Annotated in this window: 14 protein-coding genes and 1 pseudogene; 12 read left to right on the top strand and 3 right to left on the bottom strand. The window is 43.1% G+C overall.

All coding sequences use genetic code 11. The annotated features are described in order from the left end of the window. Window positions 1-2: 2 nt before the first annotated feature. Together CRENPOLYSF2_RS12725 and CRENPOLYSF2_RS12720 are read right to left on the bottom strand one after the other, a co-directional pair. The gene (locus CRENPOLYSF2_RS12725) at window positions 3-512 is read right to left on the bottom strand and encodes a gluconokinase (protein WP_217884112.1); all 510 of its coding nucleotides are present in this window, start codon (window positions 510-512) and stop codon (window positions 3-5) included. Between the two features lie 93 nt (window positions 513-605). After that, window positions 606-1433: a class II aldolase/adducin family protein gene (locus CRENPOLYSF2_RS12720; RefSeq protein ID WP_087144324.1), complete on the bottom strand. Its 828-nt coding sequence runs from the start codon at window positions 1431-1433 to the stop codon at window positions 606-608. Between the two features lie 794 nt (window positions 1434-2227). Between CRENPOLYSF2_RS12720 and CRENPOLYSF2_RS12710 the strand changes: the two genes are divergently transcribed. The 5 genes from CRENPOLYSF2_RS12710 to CRENPOLYSF2_RS12690 all read left to right on the top strand — a co-directional run bounded on the left by CRENPOLYSF2_RS12710 (window position 2228) and on the right by CRENPOLYSF2_RS12690 (window position 6819). Further along, window positions 2228-3937 (top strand): trypsin-like peptidase domain-containing protein, encoded by a 1710-nt coding sequence (locus CRENPOLYSF2_RS12710; protein ID WP_140396861.1) that lies wholly within the window; start codon window positions 2228-2230, stop codon window positions 3935-3937. Window positions 3938-4032: 95 nt separating this feature from the next. Beyond that, on the top strand, window positions 4033-4836 hold the full coding sequence (locus tag CRENPOLYSF2_RS12705; protein WP_176371121.1) for a Stp1/IreP family PP2C-type Ser/Thr phosphatase: 804 nt from the start codon (window positions 4033-4035) through the stop codon (window positions 4834-4836). Between the two features lie 17 nt (window positions 4837-4853). After that, entirely contained in the window at window positions 4854-5681 is an 828-nt protein-coding gene (locus CRENPOLYSF2_RS12700; RefSeq protein WP_087144320.1) for a serine/threonine protein kinase, read from the top strand. Beyond that, on the top strand, window positions 5659-6204 hold the full coding sequence (locus CRENPOLYSF2_RS18590) for a hypothetical protein (protein ID WP_140396860.1): 546 nt from the start codon (window positions 5659-5661) through the stop codon (window positions 6202-6204). Before CRENPOLYSF2_RS12700 ends, CRENPOLYSF2_RS18590 begins: the two co-directional genes overlap by 23 nt. 21 nt (window positions 6205-6225) lie before the next feature. After that, window positions 6226-6819: a hypothetical protein gene (locus CRENPOLYSF2_RS12690; protein WP_087144318.1), complete on the top strand. Its 594-nt coding sequence runs from the start codon at window positions 6226-6228 to the stop codon at window positions 6817-6819. A gap of 123 nt (window positions 6820-6942) precedes the next feature. On the opposite strand, the gene CRENPOLYSF2_RS12685 is transcribed toward CRENPOLYSF2_RS12690, so the two are convergent. Beyond that, window positions 6943-9390: a cadherin-like domain-containing protein gene (locus CRENPOLYSF2_RS12685; protein WP_087144317.1), complete on the bottom strand. Its 2448-nt coding sequence runs from the start codon at window positions 9388-9390 to the stop codon at window positions 6943-6945. A gap of 886 nt (window positions 9391-10276) precedes the next feature. Here CRENPOLYSF2_RS12685 and CRENPOLYSF2_RS12680 point away from each other — a divergent pair. The 7 genes and pseudogenes from CRENPOLYSF2_RS12680 to ttcA all read left to right on the top strand — a co-directional run bounded on the left by CRENPOLYSF2_RS12680 (window position 10277) and on the right by ttcA (window position 18488). Beyond that, entirely contained in the window at window positions 10277-12928 is a 2652-nt protein-coding gene (locus tag CRENPOLYSF2_RS12680) for a UPF0182 family protein (protein WP_087144316.1), read from the top strand. Between the two features lie 122 nt (window positions 12929-13050). Continuing rightward, the gene (locus CRENPOLYSF2_RS12675) at window positions 13051-13308 is read left to right on the top strand and encodes a type II toxin-antitoxin system RelB/DinJ family antitoxin (RefSeq protein ID WP_176371120.1); all 258 of its coding nucleotides are present in this window, start codon (window positions 13051-13053) and stop codon (window positions 13306-13308) included. A gap of 37 nt (window positions 13309-13345) precedes the next feature. Next, window positions 13346-13591 (top strand): annotated as a pseudogene (locus CRENPOLYSF2_RS12670) (type II toxin-antitoxin system YafQ family toxin); the annotation flags it as partial. 61 nt (window positions 13592-13652) lie between these two features. Further along, window positions 13653-15575 carry a lytic transglycosylase domain-containing protein gene (locus CRENPOLYSF2_RS12665; RefSeq protein WP_176371119.1) on the top strand — a complete coding sequence of 641 codons (1923 nt, stop codon included), beginning with the start codon at window positions 13653-13655 and terminating at the stop codon, window positions 15573-15575. A 69-nt stretch (window positions 15576-15644) separates the two neighbouring features. Further along, window positions 15645-16160, top strand: a complete 516-nt coding sequence (gene fabA, locus CRENPOLYSF2_RS12660) for a 3-hydroxyacyl-[acyl-carrier-protein] dehydratase FabA (RefSeq protein WP_087144312.1) — start codon at window positions 15645-15647, stop codon at window positions 16158-16160. A 10-nt stretch (window positions 16161-16170) separates the two neighbouring features. After that, window positions 16171-17394 carry a beta-ketoacyl-ACP synthase I gene (fabB, locus tag CRENPOLYSF2_RS12655; protein WP_087144311.1) on the top strand — a complete coding sequence of 408 codons (1224 nt, stop codon included), beginning with the start codon at window positions 16171-16173 and terminating at the stop codon, window positions 17392-17394. A 212-nt stretch (window positions 17395-17606) separates the two neighbouring features. Next, on the top strand, window positions 17607-18488 hold the full coding sequence (gene ttcA / locus CRENPOLYSF2_RS12650) for a tRNA 2-thiocytidine(32) synthetase TtcA (RefSeq protein ID WP_087144310.1): 882 nt from the start codon (window positions 17607-17609) through the stop codon (window positions 18486-18488). Window positions 18489-18534: the final 46 nt, after the last annotated feature.

The following is an 18534-nucleotide window of genomic DNA, read 5'->3' as shown; positions in this document are numbered from 1 at the left end:
TTTCAACTGAACTGATCCAAGATAAAGGCCACAATCTCATCGGGCGTTAGGTTAGCATCAACAATGATGGCATCTTGCGGCTCTTCCAACGTAGCGAACTGACTATCGAGAAACTCAGGCTTTACATCGACAGGATTAGTTGCGCGTTCAGCGATACGCTGGGCAAAGAGCTCTTTAGTTCCCTTAAGAAAGACAAATTGCGGCACATTAGCTAAACCCTCAACACGAAGCATATCACGGTAACTTTGTTTTAATGCAGAACAAGCCAGCACATAACAAGGCGTTAAGGTTTGATGCAGCGCTATAAGTGAATGCAACTCCTGCAACCAAGGCCAGCGGTCTTCATCTGTCAATGGAATATTTTTTTCCATTTTAATTTTATTGGCCAGTGAATGATATACGTCAGCATCCTCAAAATTGCCATTCAAAGCTTGCGCTAGCTTAGCTCCAATTAAACTTTTGCCGCATCCGGCAACCCCCATAATGACCCACGTTTTTGGCATTGTTTTCATATTGTCTCCTGATTGGTTTAATGCGGCGCTGGGCATAATTAGCGCCGCGTTGTCTCTGGTTATTTCGTTAAAGAATTTTTGTCTCGGCAAGCGTTAGGTTAAGTCGTATAAAGCTAATAAATACCCAATGGTCGCCTTTGCGTCAGACAAATTTTCTGCCATCACAAATTCACCGTGGCCATTTGCAATTACAAAACTTCCCGTGGCCTTTAACTTATCGACCAAGGTATCCGCTTCTTCCATGAGGCCATAAGGCACATAATGGGTTGTTCGGTAGGCGTTAAACTTAGGTGAATAAGTCATGTGTTTGTAATGGAAGTGCAGCAGCACATTGACATATGTAAATTCTTGAAATACCCGCAGTGCCACCAGACTTTCTGAAGACGGTGGAAAATAGCCGACATACCTCACCTTATTTTCGGATTGAATATAATCCTCAACGTAGCAAACTCGGTCGTAGGTAATTTGGTATTTATCCGTTTTGGAGGCATTGATAATAAACCTGTTGCCAAAACGCAAGGCAATGGCGCCTGCAAAACTATCCGAATGGTTTAAGCCGCTGTCACGAAGATACCAACCCGCTTCTTTCATCTCGGCAATGGCAGATTGAGGGTTGATGCCGGTATATTCCACAATCTGGGTAGATAATGCTTCGTCAGCAAATTTATTTCTGATTGTCCTGTGACAAAGCGTGTCAAAAACTTTCTGGGAACTGGTGTAAATCAGCGATTCAGTAAACTGATCGGCACAAATCAAAAAAAACGAGCGCGCCTTATAGGGGCGGCGGTAATTGGCATCGTTTATCCAGCTAAATTCAGTACCCGTAAAAAAATAAGCCACCACTTTTTGTACTGAATCTGGAAACCTAAGGTTACGCAGTTGTTCAAGGTCTGCCAGGCTGGTTACCAAAAACAGCACCATATCAGTTTTTTAATGTCTACATTGTGCAAGGCAACATGTACCTGTTGGTATTCGCACAATGGTGCCAAATCCGTTAAGAGTGCGTCTATTGCTTCATTTTTATACCTGTTGTCTGTGGCAAATCGGTAAACCAATAATCGAATACCGTCCAGTAAATTGGGGTTGTTCATAAGAAACCTCATCACGTTAAAGTTTTGTCTTAAGAATTAATGCAAATCATGCGTATGTTCTGGATTTTCGCTTTCATACCGCGCCTTACACTTAGTAAGCATTGCAATATCTTCATTAAGTAATACGTGGCTGGAGGCCAAACGGGGTTAAATAACAGGCTAATTATTTTAAAAATGTCCTGTATACAGTCAGTTAAGTGCATCATAAACAGAAAATGCCAGCAGCAGACCCAAAATAGCCAGGGTTGAGCCAACTTACTTTCCCGATAATGTTGGGCATATTTTCCATGCATCAACAAGTAGTACGTTTTTTTCCGGCAAATGGGGTTAACGATTTTAAGATTATTTTTTTAGAAAGCCCTGAACTCAAAATAAATTTTAAAAAAATAACCCCACTTGCTTCATACGAGCGTATTAACCAATATGAGCCTTAATTATTTGGCTCATAAGCTGATTTTAATAATTATTCTTGACATTTTTAGGTAAATTAATGTACATATTCATAATAATAATTGACATATTTTGTTAAATTTCAGTTTATTTTACAAAGATTCTAAATTGCATAATTTAGAAAAATATTGCCCACTTAAAATTGTTTTAAACCCTAAAAATAAAGAGGCCAAGATGCAAAAAATTATCATCAAACATGTGACAGGATCAAAATCCAATCAAACAGACGTTTTTGAATTGCCTATCGAAGAAATTGTTTTTGGTCGAAGCAGTGATTGCCAAGTGGCTTTCGATGCAGAAAAAGATGCTTATGTTAGTACCCGACATTGCAAAATTACTGTTCAAAATAAAAATCAATTTTTGTTAACCGATCTTAATAGCTCAAATGGAACCTTTGTTAACAACGTAAAAATAACAACGCCTAAACAATTGCAAGCCAATGATGAAGTCCAATTGGGCAAGAGCGACAAGGATGAGGGCAGCGTTAAATTTACGTTTAATCTTGATCCAGCAACACCAAAAACCAAACTCATCGGGCCAAAACCTACCGCAATACTGCCTTCCACGCCACAGACAAAGGTGGTTCAAAACACCTCGGCTTCAAACGGGTCACTGCCAACAAATTCGACGATGACATCACCAGAATCAAAGAAGATTGGTGAAAAAACGGCAGAGCGCTTAATTAGCACAGCGGTAAACCATGACCGGAAAAAAATGATCAATATGGGCGCGAGTATTATCGGCATTGTTATTTTGGCATCTAGCATTTTTGCTTACACAATTTATCAGGATAAATTAGAAATCCAAAAAAACAATACGCAAGCCGCACTAGATAACGCAAGTAACAATAAGGCTCAGCAACAGGCGATTGATAACATAACAAACAACGCCCAGTTAAACGCGGAAAATATTCAGACTCAATTTGGCAATTCAACCGTGTTAATCGAAATGAGCTGGAAACTCATATACACGCCCACCGGTAAACAAGTGTTTCAAAAATTTGGCTGTGCTACCGATGCTAAAGGCAAGTGCGTTAGCGAAAAAATGCCTTGGTATGTCCTCATTGATGGCGTAGTTGAACCGTTTTTAGATTTTGAAAACGGTATCTCTATTGGTGCTTCCGGTTCTGGCTCTGGTTTTGTAATTACTGAAGGCGGTCATATATTGACTAATCGCCATGTTGCCGCACCGTGGGAAATGACGCAAAGCACAGACTTTAAACTGCCCGGTATTTTAATGGTATGTAATGACAGTGCCTGCTCAGCCCCCACGCTAAAACCAATGGCAAACGATGCCAGCAGTAATGAATACCTAGCGTCGTTAAAAAAATGGATTCCTACCAAAGCTAAAATGCTCGGCCAAACACCTTTGCGCGGCAAGCTTGTTGAAGGCCGTTATGATTATTTGGATGTCACTTTTAAAGGCACAAGCTTAAGGCTTCCGGCTCATGCAGGCCCTATATCTGGCAATGCCGATGTTGCACTCATAAAAATAGAGCCGACAAAAAAACTGCAACCGGTTGAAATGGGCTTTGATGATCCAGTTTCAGCAGGAGCGCCCGTTACGGTTATAGGCTATCCGGGCATTTCTCCGGACAATGCAAGACAAAACCAGTCGGGTACATGGTTAACAATTCCAGATGTTACCGTCACCCCAGGTGCTATCGGTAAAGTCATCACCAGTTCAGAGGCGGCGAACAGTTATAGCGAACTGAATGATGCTTATCAATTAACCGTCACTGCCACAGGCAGCGGCAACAGCGGCGGACCGGTATTTAACGACAAAGGCCATGTGATTGGTATTTTTACTGCCATAAAGAAAGATGCCAACGGCACAATGGTGTCTTTTGCGGTTCCCATTAAACATGCAAAAGAATTTATGTAAACAAAAACCATCCTGTTCATACGCTAGATTAATAAAAAATGCCAATAAAGCGATTCTTTAGCCATCTATTTTTCAAATTTAAACGACCAAAATATATGAACTTAAACAGAGCACCAGAAGTTTATTTTTCCGATATAGGCCTGTTTTCGGATGTGGGCCTTGAGCGATCAAACAATCAGGACAACATAGGCTGTGTGCGTTTTTCAGATAAGCGTAATTTTTTGGTCGTGGTGGCTGATGGCATGGGTGGCCACCAAGGTGGCGAGGTTGCCAGCCACACGGCGGTGGCAGTTGTTCAGCAAAAATTTTCCGACTATCTGGGCATGGGTGATTATGCACACGCCTTACAAAAAAGCTTTCATGAGGCCAATACACGCATTTATCAATTATCCCAGACTACACCCGAACTCAAAGGTATGGGAACAACGCTGGTTGCTTTAGCGTTAATAGACGGCTTTGCCTATTATGCCAATGCGGGCGATAGCCGTTTATATAAATGTAGCAAAGGTGAATGTACTCAGTTATCACAGGATCACACGATGGTAGCCGATATGGTGAGAGGCGGTTTATTAACACCGGAAGCGGCTGAAAACCATCCCGATAGACATTGGATTACCCGTGCGATAGGCACTAAAGTAGATGAAAAAGTAGATTCATCTACTGAAGCGCTGGCCATTAAAATCGGTGATTGCTTTTTGCTGTGTTCAGATGGTTTATACGATTTGGTGACTGACAATGAAATCAGCCAAATCATTGTTGAGTGCCCTGCACAAGACGCTTGCAAACAGCTGGTTGATTTAGCCAATGAACGCGGTGGTCACGACAATATTTCGGTGATTGTCGTCAAAATCGTTGATAAACCACCTGTTTTAAAAGAAGCCCCCGTTACCCGCGTTTAACTTACAGACACTTTATTATGATTCCCATTAATAATTTTAACTTCGTTGGCGAGATCGGTGAAGGCGGTATGGGCAAAGTCTACAGATATGCCCATGTCAGGCTTAACCGCGATGTTGCCATTAAATTTCTACAGCCGGAATTAAGTAGCCGAGAAGATCTTGTTGAGCGTTTTAAATCGGAAGCGATAGCACAGGCGCGAATGAGCCATACCAATATTGCGACTGTTTATGAATTTGATCAGATAAATGACATGTTCTACATGGTCTTGGAGTATGTAAAAGGTGAAACGCTTGATTCTGTCATCAGTAAAGAAGGCCGACTTTCGTGGCAAATTGCCGTGCAATATGCCATAGGAATTTTGGATGGCTTGGATCACGCGCATAGTTTTAATATTGTACACCGTGATATTAAGCCCTCTAATTTGATGATTACCGAGCAAAAAACGGTAAAAATCCTGGATTTTGGCATTGCCCGAATTTTAAATACCGCCAGATTGACGAAAACCCGCCATGCCATTGGCACGCTGGAATATATGTCGCCAGAGCAAATTAAAGCGCATGAGACGGATGCACGTTCGGATATTTATGCCGTAGGCATAGTATTGTATGAAATGTTAACGGGGCAAATCCCTTTTGTAAAAGATACCGAATTTGAACTGCAACAGGCGCATATTAATGAAAAGCCGAAATCGCCGTGTACTTTCTCAGAAGAAATACCCAAGGAAATAGCACGGCTAGTACTTAAGGCATTAGAAAAAAACCCTGAAAAACGTTTTTCCAGCGCCCGCGAATTTAGCGAGGCATTGCGTAAGCAGATCGCCTTTGCCCCCCCCCGCTTCAGCTAATACAGAACGGCTTAAACCCATTAAACAATTTTGCTTGGATTACCCTGGCATTATTTTTTTAGCGGTTTTGTTAGGCAGTGCAATAGCCATTTTTAACCTTGATAAAACGGTTGCTCCGCCGATTTCACAGCCCTCCGTAACCTCTGCCGCAACACTTAAAACGACAGTGCCTGCTGAAGAAGCCAAACCAATTGCGCCAATTGTTCCACTTGATAATACCCCAAAAGTAAAAGACGAAATTGTCAATGTACAGCCGCCATCAGTAAAAATTCCGCCAAAATTGCCAGGAGCTTCAAATCCGTTACCTGTAGAGACACAGCCCCCACTAAAACCCAACACTACAACTATAAGAGTGCCACCCAAGACACCACCTAGACGTGGCCATGTAATAGCTCCGCGTATAGTACACCACCCCATTCCCACTAGACCCACTAGACCCACTAGACCTACTAGACCTAGAACGCCGCCATCCGACATAGAACGTGAAGCCGCCGCAATGGTGGATAGATTACTCAAAAATTAACTAAAAATAGAGGAAATAAACGTGAAAAAATTATTATTTGTCCTATTAGTAACAACGCTTACACTTAACGGTTGTGCAACTAATGATCCAAGAACAAGAAACACTGGATTAGCCGCATTGGCGTGTGGAGGTCTTGGTGCGATAGTGGGCGCTTTTGCAGACGGCGGAAAAGGGATGGCTATAGGTGCTGGTACTGGTGCACTTGTCTGTGGAGCAGCTGCATACGCGTTTGCGGATTCTTTTAGTGAGTCTGTTGTGGAGCAAGAGGCTGTTTGGAAAAATCAGGTCGGTGCGGAGCGGGACAGTATTGATGAGGCTAATGTAACGGTACAGGGTAAGGCCGCCCGTGAAATCAAAAAAGAAACACTAACTGTATCGAATGTAGGAATGGTTTCAGGTCGTCATTTATCACCAGCAGCACGACGACTTCTGTCTAATTCAAATAGTAAATTACGTAAATCTCACGGTACCGTTCACGTCAAATGCCCAGCTGGCACACCTCAAAAAGTAATGAATGAAATTAGACGCACTGGCGCAACATGCGAAAAAACTAATCAACTCACTGCTTATAAAGTCGTTTTTTCAAAAAGCGCAGGAAGACGACATCGTGCTTAATTGTGGCCAAACATTTCAAATAGGCAATGAACCCACAACAATGGATAGTCCCCACAAAACAGTTCAGAGTTATGTAGGAACTACCAAAAGGCGCAATACCTGTCGTGCGTTAAATTGGTAGCCCTATTTGCCTATAGTTATATAAACCGGCGCAGTAGCTGTACCACCCAATCCATCAGAAATTGTATAGTTAAAGCTATCTTGGCCGCTGCTAGTTGCGGTAAAAGTTAAAACATTACCATTTTGCGTTAGCGTGCCTCTTTTGGGTTTGGTAAAGCCAAGCAATGTTAATGTATTACCGTCAGGGTCGGAGTCGTTATTAAGCGGAGAAATACTGACTACCTTATTGGTACGTAAACTAATCACTTTAGCAGAATCCCGTATTGCTATCGGACGGCGATTGGCATAAGTGATAGGTTTAACGGTAACATCGACACTGGCTGTGGCCGTGCCATTAAAGCCATCACTTATAGTATAAGTAAAGCTGTCATTACCCTTGTAATTAGCGACAGGTTTATAAGTAATTACACGGCCATTATGGCTAACCGCACCGTGTGCCGCAGTACTCAGCGCACTGATTTTTAAACTATTACCATCAGGGTCGCTGTCGTTATTCAATACCAATATACTGACCGTAGCGTTTTGATTAACAACCGCACTGTCTTTATTCGCTATCGGCGCACGGTTAACACGATTAACGCTAACAGCAACATTGGCTGTGGCCGTGCCATTAAAGCCATCACTTACAGTGTAGTTAAAACTGTCGTTACCATAGTAACTGGCGGTAGGTGTATACGTAATTGATGTCCCATTATTTGCAACCACACCGTGTGCAGCCACACCTACCGCACTGATTGTTAAACTATTGCCATCAGGGTCACTGTCGTTATTTAATACAGATATACTGACCGTAGCATCTTGATTAACGTTGGCACTGTCGTTTATGGCCACAGGAGAACGATTGCTGGATGTAGGTTTGCTTTTGAAAGCATCTAAAATATTTTGTGTGACTTTTTGGATAGCGGTGTTTTGAAAAACATACGAATCGGAAGCTTGTTTGGCTAAAGCCCAACTCCAAGACATAGTACCAGAGCCAAAAACCCATGCACCACTCGGCGCTTGGTAAAGCGATGCTTGCGATTTATAAAGTGCGTTACTGTGATTATAGTAAGGCGATTCGGCTATGAAAGTTTGGCTGGTTGGTGTTAACAGCGGTGGCTTAGGGTAACTCGGATTAAAATTATCAATTTCATAACCCACTAAATACGGTATGAGATTTCCATCACTTAAGCCACTGCCGTTGTACGCCCAATGGTTAGTTTCTTGTAATTTTAGCGCGTGCTGATTAGATAAACCCAGATTCCAGCCATCTATGTCATGCTGTACACCAATAAGCGTTTGCTCGGCACGGCCTAAATCACGCCATTTTTTAGTTTGTGTTGCATCCTTGACAGGATCATTCGATGAGCCATTCTCATCTTTGTAGCACGTCAATACGCGATTAGGAATACCTGAACTGGAGTTTTCCATGCGAACTTGCCAATGCGCTGCATTCGCACCAAAAAATGCCAAGTTGACCCCTGCATCGCGTGCTTGCTCAGTGTTGTCATACATGGCTTTAGTCCAATATTCACTGTGCCCGCCAATAATAACGCCTTTATAAGCTTTTAAATTGGCGGCTGCCGTATGCACATCAAGATCGGTGGTATAGTTTATGTTGTAGCCCATTTTTTCTAACCAGGCGACAAGATGAATTTCAGTCCAATCCGAACCTAACCAGGTGCCAAATTGATGATCTTGCGGGCTATCCAATGAAACTTTAACCGCCTTGGCATTACCGGCACTGTTGCTGTCATAAAGACTTTTACCAGTACCATCAGGATAATTGTTGTAAGCTAAGTAAGTTAATACAGGGACTTCATATAAGAAATCCGCTGGACGACTGTCATCTTTTACCACAAATAAAATTTCGCTTTTCCAGCCTGTTGCACTAGTAAGTTGCGCCAAATAAACACCGGTTGTCCACGTGGACGGGACATTTAAGGTGTAGCTGTTAGACCAATTACACTCGGCAAGCCCTGTTTTATATTCCATAACACAGGGTTGCTGGGTTGTTGCGGGCAAAGCGGCTGTGCTAGTTACCGATGTACCACCATTGCCACCGTACCAACCCAAGCGATAAAAATTGATGGTAAAATTTTGCGCCGGATTAACGCTAACTTTAAAATCAATACTACCGCCTTTATTAACACTGGGTGTCGAGGTATAACCACTAATACAATCGTCACCCCCCCAAGGGAAAGCCGGTGAACGGGTGGTACAAGTTGCCGTTTCCGCGCTTACGTTTGGCATAGCGCTCGCAATAGTTGGCCCAGCGTTGGGTCTTTTAGAACCGATTAATTTGCTTTGATCAACGTGTTGCCATGCATTAGTTCCTCTTTTTAAATTTTCAAGCACAATAGCATTACGTACAGCGGCATTGGCCATCTGAGCTGTTGTGCATAAAGCTAATGCACTGGGTATTATTAAATAAGTGTATTTTTTGGCAAAAAAAGTGCGATGTATGGACATTTTTGACTCTTGATCAAGTGGTATTAGCGACACAACTTAGGAACGTGCATGAAATAACTTGAACAACTTAAACGCCACCACCGTTCGTGCTGAGCCTGTCGAAGCATGAACTTGCTCAAGTTATTTCGTGCGCGTTCCTTAAGTATATTTACGATCGGTTAAAGGCTTTAATAACTAAAAAACAGCAATACATTAGGCTCAGCATTTTTCAAGCCATTTTTTAAGAAAGATATTGTAAAAGCACGAAAACATTACAAAGCCACCTTAGATTAATACATAATAAATTGATTTAAAATGTAATTTTCGAATTAGATAGCGATATTTTTTATATAAATAATGAAATCGTATGATTTTTCCAGTTAATGCTTAGACGATAAACCAGTAATTACCGCTTATTTATTGAGCTTATGTATATAAAACTGACACATTAATTTTAGCTATCACGCTAAAAAAAACGCATAATAAAAACGTAAATATCGTTTTTTGTAAAATTATCTAATAATTTTGTTGTTATTGTACGCTTATCTATACGGCTTATGTGTATTCACTCATGTTTTAACACATTGGTTACAGTAAACCAGCCTAATAAGTTGTAAAATTAAGTGACCCAGCCTTGATAATTATAAGTGGATGTTTTTTATGGAAATACAATAAATACAGTGGTTAATTTTGACTCATCCAATCCCACTGCCACAGGCACAAAAACCTTATGATTAAACAAGTGAAGCTTACTATTTAAAGCGGTCTCAGTTGTTCTAAATCAATATGAATACAAATTGAGTGGTAGAATAAAAATAATTTGTCGATGCGTTAGATACTGTCATCTGAGTAATCAAATTGGCTTATCTGCGTATTGTTGGCTTACACACAATAATAGGGAGGCATTATGCAAACATTAAAGTCTTTACCCGCATTAGCTGGCGCAATACTAGCGTTAATAATCGTTTTGATTGTCGCTTTTCACTTTATATTTATCGATTTATTTGTAGATTTATGGTGGTTTCAGTCACTTAAATTAGAAGGCTATTTCTGGCTGCGTTTACTGTATAAATATTTTTTATCCGGTGGTGTTACGCTGGCTTTTTTTGTGATTTTCTTTTTTCACTTTTGGGTTGCCTCATCTTATTTGGGTTTAAATCCACGCGAAGAAGTCTTAAATAACTTCATTAAAAACCAGAAATTTCAACGCTTTGCCGATGCCTTTATGTACGGCTCGGCAAAAGTTTATACACCAATTGCCTTACTACTGGCCATCTTCATCGCTATCCCGTTTTACAACCAATGGGAACAGTCCTTGCTGTATTTTTTTGGTGGCGACTCTGGGGTTAAAGAATCGGTGTATGGCAATGATGTCAGTTTTTACATGCTGTCTTATCCGGTTTATTCACTTATTCAGCGTGAATTATTAATCACCGCCACGCTAATCTTTTTCATGGTCGGTACTTTGTATTGGCTGGAACACATTTTTGTGCCTGATCAAAGCCGAGAATTTCACCTAGGCGCAAAAATCCATCTCACCATTTTGATGGCTTTTGTACTGATTTTTGTGGTGTGGGGATTTTTACTGCAACGCTTTAACCTGCTGTACACCGACAGCCATGAACCGATTTTTTATGGGCCAGGATCTATAGAAATACGCTACCAATTGCCGCTGATTTGGTTGGGCATAGCGGCTTTCTTGGCCACAGCGGTCACCGCCAGCTTGTACATTTTCTCCGACAAACACCGTATTAAAACGCCATTATTCATCTCGGCAGCATTTTTTGTCGGGGTTTTGGTACTGCCGCAAATCGACTTTATCCCTGAAAATATCCAGGATTTTATTATCGATCCCAATCCGGTTAAAACCGAAAAACCCTTTATACAACACAATATTGATGCCACCTTAGATGCTTATGATCTAAAAAATATTAAAACCGTGGATATGCCCATTAAACTGAATGCGGCAGCCGATATTGAAAAATGGAGTACCCAAGAGCGTTTTGAAAATATTCCGGTATGGGATAGGGAATTTTTGCTAGACAGCTATAAACAATTGCAGGAGATCAGACCCTACTACAGTTTTTTATCGGTGGATGAAGACCAATACTCTATTCTTAACCATACGCGGCAAGTTAATTTGGCGGCCAGAGAAATCAACATCTCCAAGCTACCACCCGAAGCGCAAAACTGGGAAAATACCCACTTACGTTATACGCATGGCTACGGCGCTGTTGCTACCCCCGCCGCACAAGATGCCGATAAGCCGGTGGTGTGGTATTTACGGGATTTAAATATGCAATCCGATGTCGGTTTTGATGTTAAACACCCCGATATTTACTACGGCGAAGGCCAGTACGATTACGCGGTTGTGCCGAATAATTTAACCGTTATGGGTATTGCGGGCACTGATCCTAGCGTAACGGGTGCGTATCATGGTGAGGGCGGCATCCCTGTTCCGTCGTTTTTTAGAAAAGCGTTATTTGCATTTTATTTCCATGATAAGAATGTATTTTTCTCCACCAATATTTCTACCGAAAGCAAGGTTAAAATCTTTCGGAATATTAAGGAGCGCGTCCATAAATTAACACCGTATCTGCATCTGGACAAAGACCCGTATTTGGTCACCACCAAAGACCGCTTTTACTGGATACTGGATGCCTATACCTTATCGCCGTATTATCCGGTGTCCAAGCCAACTGAGGCGGCAGCTTCGCCGAGTCTTGAAAAATTCAACTATATCCGCAATTCCGTTAAAATAGTCGTGGATGCGTTCGATGGCGATGTCGATTATTACATTGCCGATCCCTCGGATAGCTTGATAAAAGCCTACAGCAATGCGTATCCAGGTTTATTTAAAAACCTGCAAGAAATGCCAAACGAGTTACGCAAGCACTTACGTTACCCGCGTGATTTATATTATTTGCAAATGAAGATGTTTGCTAAATACCATCAGCAAAGCCCAGAATTATTTTACGAGCAGGCGGAAACCTGGACATTGGCCAATGTGAATAGCAAAGAGGTATTGCCATATTATCAAACGGTTAATTTTGGCAACTGTAACGACAAAGAAGAATTTGTGCTGATTAATCCGATGACTCCGGTTAATCGTAATAATCTCAGTATGATCGGTGCGGCCAGCGTATTAGATAGCAGCAGTTGTGGCGCAAATTATAAACCTGGTATTACTGTGTACAAATTCGGTAAAGATGTACAGGTCAATGGTCCTGCCCAAGTGGAAGCACTGATTAACCAGAATCCAGAAATATCCGCGCAATTTACTTTGTGGGGACAATACGGTTCTACAGTGGAAATGGGACGCATGATTATTTTGCCTATGGGCAATAGCATTTTGTATGTGCAGCCGGTGTATTTAACCTCTACCAAAACCAAAATACCGGAACTGTCGCGTGTCATTGTCTCCATTGGTAATGAAGTGGTGATGGACACTACTTTATGGTCGGCGTTTAAACATTTAAAAGAGACTTATTTGAAAGATGCGGCAGACAGTATTGGCCCTGGTACATCTAGGGCGATTGTTGAGCCAGCGAGTAAGTAGTTATAGGGAGAGGGCAAAATAAGCATTTGCCCTTACTCTCAGTATTTTCAAAAAATAGTGGGATTTCTGTTTTTTGTCATTACAATGTCAGTTATTATATGATTTTTATAGGAATACTCACTATGGCACGTTCTGCTACCTATCAAATCCGAATTGATGAACAGGATAAAACGGAAACCTTCGCCATCCTGCACGATCTTGGAATTACGCCTGCACAGGCAGTGAAAATGTTCTTTGCACAAGTACGAAGAACGCATTCTATACCCTTTCCTATTGAATATACGCCGAATGCAACGACGGCAAAATTACTACTCGAAAACCAAGAATATTCGAAGGACTTTGCTAATTTGGAAGATTTATTTGCTGATCTTGAGCGTTAATGCGAAAAGTTATTTATAAAAAAGCGTTCAAAAAGCAGTACAAGCTCATGCAGCTACGAGGAAAAAAATGATCAAGCTTAAGCAGGTGATTGCTTTACTGGCACATGACTCGCCACTTCCACCGGCCTATCGGGATCCTGCGCTTTCGGGGGATTTTACGGGTTTTCGTGATCTTCATATTGAGCCTGATTGGCTTTTACTGTATCAAAAAAAGAACGCAAAAGATTTTCCAAAAGATTTGCTCTCTATAGAATTAACCGGCACACATGCAGATTTGTTTTAGCTCGGCAAGATGGGCAACGCTTTCCTGCCGACTCTAAATCAAAATGGACAAATTAAAGTCAATGCGCTTAAAAATCGCAGCTGTAATATTATTAATAAGCTGTGGTGTATTTTTCTGGTATCAAGCCAGTAGCCTGCCTAGTCTCGCCCAGCAGCGCGAGTATTTTGCCGATGCCGAAAAACTGTTGGGCAAAGACCAAGAAAAAGACTACCTGCGCCTAACCAAAAAGCTGGCAGGCTATCCCTTATACCCGTATTTGCAGGCTAAATGGCTCACTAACCGATTGTCGCAAACCGCTGCCATTACTGATTTTTTAGCTGCACATAAAGATAGCCATTATGCGGATACACTACGCACAAGCTGGCTAAACCGACTGGTAGAACAAAAACGTTGGCCAGAATTCATCAAATACTACCAGCCCAGCGACGATAAAAACCTCAGCTGCCAATACCAATGGGCACGCTACCAATCGGGTGAACAAGCACAGGCTTTAGAAGCCACGCAAACCATGTGGGCATCACTGGCCACCTATCCTGAAAGCTGCACCGTGTTGTTTACGGCATTAACCCGCTCAGGACAATTAAAGCCTGAAGTAATCTGGCAACGTTTTGAGGCAGCTTTAACGCAAAACAATCTCGCCACCGCCAATGCGACACTGGGCTTGCTCAGCCAAGATGAGCAATTAATTGCCAAGCAATGGTTACACATTCATCAAACACCTGATAGTATTAAAAACACGGCTTTTTTGAAAAATAAAGACAGCCTTAGTGGTCGGTTATTTAGCTATGGCATCGACAAGTTGGCCAAGCCCAATATTGAGCTGGCGCTAAACCTGTGGGACAGCCAAAACAAGTCGTTTAACTTGGATGAGACCACCCGCCAACGCATTGAACACCGGCTGGCATTAATTTTAGCGGTACGCCGCGATCACCGAGTATTTGAGCGTTTGGCACGGGTAACACAGCCGAATGAAGAGCTAAAAATGTGGAGTATCCGCTCCGCCTTGTTTACGCAAAACTGGCCACAAGTCATTAAGGCCTTCGGCAGTTTTTCTGCCAAACAACAGCAAGACCCACATTGGCAATACTGGTACGCCAGAGCCTTAGGTGAAACCGGTGATACCGCCAAAGCACAAGCGACTTATGCTATGGTTGCCAACGACAGGAGTTTTCATGGCTTTTTGGCCGCCGACCGACTTGACCTGCCCTACCAACTCAATGACAAGCCGATTGTCATCAACGACGAGGCACTGGCAGCACTGCGGCAAGGTACCGAACTTAAGGTGGTTGAAGAATTTATTGCCCTTAAGCGGGAAACAGATGCCCGTCGTTTATGGCCAATACTGATTAAAAAGCTCAGCAAAGAGCAATTGTTATTGGCCGCTAAACTCGCACAAGGCTGGCATTGGCAGCAAACCGCTATCATCACCTTAACCAAAGCCGATTACTGGGATGATTTGGATTTACGTTTCCCCACCGATTATAAAGCCCAGATTGAAAGTAACGCGGCGTTACAAAACCTTGACCCCGCGCTTATTTTTGGCTTGATGCGCCAAGAAAGTATGATGGATAAAATGGCGGCATCGCCTGTGGGTGCAAAAGGTTTAATGCAGTTGATGCCGGGCACGGGCGAACAAATCGCCAAAACTTTGGGTGACAGCTGGCATTCAGACCAGGATTTATTTAATCCTGAACTTAACATTAAATACGGCAGTTACTATTTTAAAGAATTACTCAAGCAGTTTAATGGCCACGCGGCGCTGGCCACCGCCTCGTATAATGCAGGCCCTGCACGGGTTAAGAAATGGTTGCCGCAAGGCAAAGCACTGCCGGTCGATTTGTGGGTGGAAACTATTCCGTATAAAGAAACCCGAAAATATGTTAGCACCGTGCTGTCTTATGCCATTATCTACCAACACAGATTGCAAAGAAACTCGTTGAAATTGAAAAATATATTGCCAGATGTACCGGCAGCCAAAAATTGAGCTGATTTTTTTCGATGGCTGTAAGATAATAGGCAGTTCACATAATTATAATTCTAAAGGTATATCGTTATGGATAAGCAGCCTAGTTTTACGCGCGAAGAATTGCTGATGTCCGGTAGAGGGGAACTGTACGGGCCGCAAAATGCACAACTGCCCCTACCGAACATGCTCATGATGGACAGGATCACGCTGATTACCGATGAAGGTGGCGCGTATGGTAAAGGCCAGATTGTAGCTGAATTAGATATTACGCCAGATTTATGGTTTTTTGCCTGTCATTTTCAGGGCGATCCGGTGATGCCCGGCTGCTTAGGCTTAGATGCCATGTGGCAATTGGTGGGATTTTTCTTGTGCTGGATGGGCGGACCTGGAAAGGGACGCGCCTTGGGTGTCGGTGAAGTAAAGTTCACCGGCCAGGTATTACCCACAGCCAAAAAAGTCACCTATCGACTGGATATGAAACGGCTCATCATGCGCAAACTTTACATGGGCATTGCCGATGCGACGATGGAAGTGGACGGCAAAGTGATTTATACGGCGACCGACTTACGGGTGGGTCTATTTACCTCTACCGCAGATTTTTAGGATTGGCATTATGAAAAGAGTGGTCATCACCGGTTTGGGCATTGTGTCCAGCATCGGCAATAATCGGTCAGACGTGGTTGAATCGTTAAAACAAGGCCGCTCCGGTATTGTATTTTCCGATGTCTACCACGACATGGGCTTTCGCAGCCATGTTCACGGGCCTATCAACATTGATTTTGATGCCTTTATCGACCGCAAAATTAAGCGCTTTATGGGCGATGGTGCGGCCTTCAATTACATCGCCATGCAGCAAGCCATCGATGATGCTGGCCTGACCGAATCCGACGTGTCCAATTTCAGAACCGGCTTGGTGATGGGATCGGGTGGGCCGTCTACGTCTAACCAAGTGGACGCTGCCGACATTTTGCGCGAAAAAGGCGTTAAGCGCGTAGGGCCATATATGGTGACCCGTTGCATGTCCAGCACCAATACCGCGTGCCTGGCGACACCGTTTAAAATTAAAGGGGTCAATTACACCATCAGCTCAGCGTGCGCAACCAGTGCCCACTGTATTGGCCATGCGATGGAATTGATCCAGCTAGGCAAGCAAGATGTGGTGTTCGCCGGTGGCGGCGAAGAAGTGCATTGGACGTTGTCGGTGTTGTTTGATGCAATGGGGGCGCTGTCTTCCAAATACAACGCTACGCCAGCAACCGCTTCAAGACCCTATGATGCGACCCGTGACGGCTTTGTTATCTCCGGCGGCGGCGGTGTGTTGGTGGTGGAAGAGCTGGAACATGCCAAAGCCCGTGGCGCAAAAATCTATGCGGAATTGGTGGGTTACGGGGCAACCTCAGATGGTTACGACATGGTGCAACCATCCGGCGAAGGCGCAGTACGCTGCATGCAGCAAGCCATTGTGATGACCGACGGCAGCAAGATTGATTACATTAACGCGCACGGCACCAGCACTTCGGTAGGCGATACCAAAGAACTGGAAGCGCTGCGCACCGTGTTTGGTGCAGACAACGTGCCTAAAGTCAGCTCCACTAAATCGCTCACCGGCCATGCGCTGGGTGCTGCGGGAGTAAATGAAGCGATTTATTCCTTGCTGATGATGGAAGAAAACTTTTTGAGCGCCTCCGCCAATATCACCGAATTAGACCCTGGTGCTGAAGGCATTCCGATAGTGCGCGAGCGTGAAGATAACGTCACTTTAAATACGATTATGTCCAACAGCTTTGGCTTTGGCGGCACCAATGCAACGTTAATTTTCCAACGTTATAACGGCTAATTACTATTCAGTACCTGTCTATGCCCGTTGATTAAATAAAACTGTCCACGGAAACCTGTTGAGATTTTTGTAGTTTCGACGTTTCTGTGGATTTTATTAACCATCGACTGAATTAGCCCATACCCGTAGGAACGCAAGATTTTAGGTTTCTAGTGGACTGCTGTTTTCGGTTATCCTCGTTATCTTTTTTTTCATATACTTTAAATCCTGTCATGTCAGATCCTAATCAAAAAGCCAGGATTCAGTTTAATAAACTGCAAAAGCGGCTGCGCCATTACGTCGGTGATGCCATCGCCGATTACAACATGATCGAAGCAGGCGATAAGGTCATGGTGTGCTTATCCGGTGGCAAAGACAGCTACACCATGTTGGATGTGCTGGTTGGTTTGCAGAAAACTGCGCCGATTGATTTTGACATCATCGCCGTTAATCTCGACCAAAAACAACCGGGCTTTCCTGAGCATGTGTTACCGGAATATCTGCAAGCGCTGGGCGTGCCGTATCATATTATTGAGAAAGACACCTACAGCGTAGTTAAACGCGTGATCCCAGAAGGTAAAACCACCTGCGGGTTGTGTTCCAGATTGCGGCGCGGCACGTTATACGGTTATGCCGAAGCCAATGGCATTACCAAAATTGCCTTAGGGCATCACCGTGATGATATTTTGGAGACATTTTTTCTGAACATTTTTTACGGCGGCAAACTCAAAGCCATGCCACCTAAACTGCTCAGTGACGACAAGAAAAACATCATTATCCGTCCGCTGGCTTATTGCCGCGAAAAAGACATTGAACGCTTTTCGGCCTTTAAAAACTTCCCGATTATTCCATGCAACTTGTGCGGTTCGCAAGAAAATCTGCAACGCAACGCCATGAAGGCCATGTTAAAAGGCTGGGACAAACAGTTTCCTGGTCGTTTGGAAACTATTTTTACCAGTTTGCAAAACGCCGCGCCGTCGCAATTGGCGGATAGGCAATTGTTTGATTTTGTAGGATTAACACGCGGCATCGGTGATGATGTAAATGAAACCGTACAATTGTGTGGTAGCAAAACTATTGATGTCAATGGATTAAACGTACTGACGCAATTTTAGTCCACCTGCCATTATAAATTGATTTTATTGGTCAGTTTGTTATAAT

This window comes from Crenothrix polyspora, assembly GCF_900163755.1.
In the GTDB taxonomy this organism is placed as follows: domain Bacteria; phylum Pseudomonadota; class Gammaproteobacteria; order Methylococcales; family Methylomonadaceae; genus Crenothrix; species Crenothrix polyspora.
Note: the sequence above shows the minus strand (reverse complement) of the source record. Positions and strands in the feature narration are given on the sequence as shown.

Coding starts and splice junctions, on each gene's coding strand:
- CRENPOLYSF2_RS12725 (WP_217884112.1), bottom strand. CDS start 512: ATGAAAACAATGCCAAAAACGTGGGTCATTATGGGGGTTGCCGGATGC.
- CRENPOLYSF2_RS12720 (WP_087144324.1), bottom strand. CDS start 1,433: ATGGTGCTGTTTTTGGTAACCAGCCTGGCAGACCTTGAACAACTGCGT.
- CRENPOLYSF2_RS12710 (WP_140396861.1), top strand. CDS start 2,228: ATGCAAAAAATTATCATCAAACATGTGACAGGATCAAAATCCAATCAA.
- CRENPOLYSF2_RS12705 (WP_176371121.1), top strand. CDS start 4,033: ATGAACTTAAACAGAGCACCAGAAGTTTATTTTTCCGATATAGGCCTG.
- CRENPOLYSF2_RS12700 (WP_087144320.1), top strand. CDS start 4,854: ATGATTCCCATTAATAATTTTAACTTCGTTGGCGAGATCGGTGAAGGC.
- CRENPOLYSF2_RS12685 (WP_087144317.1), bottom strand. CDS start 9,390: ATGTCCATACATCGCACTTTTTTTGCCAAAAAATACACTTATTTAATA.
- CRENPOLYSF2_RS12680 (WP_087144316.1), top strand. CDS start 10,277: ATGCAAACATTAAAGTCTTTACCCGCATTAGCTGGCGCAATACTAGCG.
- CRENPOLYSF2_RS12675 (WP_176371120.1), top strand. CDS start 13,051: ATGGCACGTTCTGCTACCTATCAAATCCGAATTGATGAACAGGATAAA.
- CRENPOLYSF2_RS12665 (WP_176371119.1), top strand. CDS start 13,653: ATGCGCTTAAAAATCGCAGCTGTAATATTATTAATAAGCTGTGGTGTA.
- fabA (WP_087144312.1), top strand. CDS start 15,645: ATGGATAAGCAGCCTAGTTTTACGCGCGAAGAATTGCTGATGTCCGGT.
- fabB (WP_087144311.1), top strand. CDS start 16,171: ATGAAAAGAGTGGTCATCACCGGTTTGGGCATTGTGTCCAGCATCGGC.
- ttcA (WP_087144310.1), top strand. CDS start 17,607: ATGTCAGATCCTAATCAAAAAGCCAGGATTCAGTTTAATAAACTGCAA.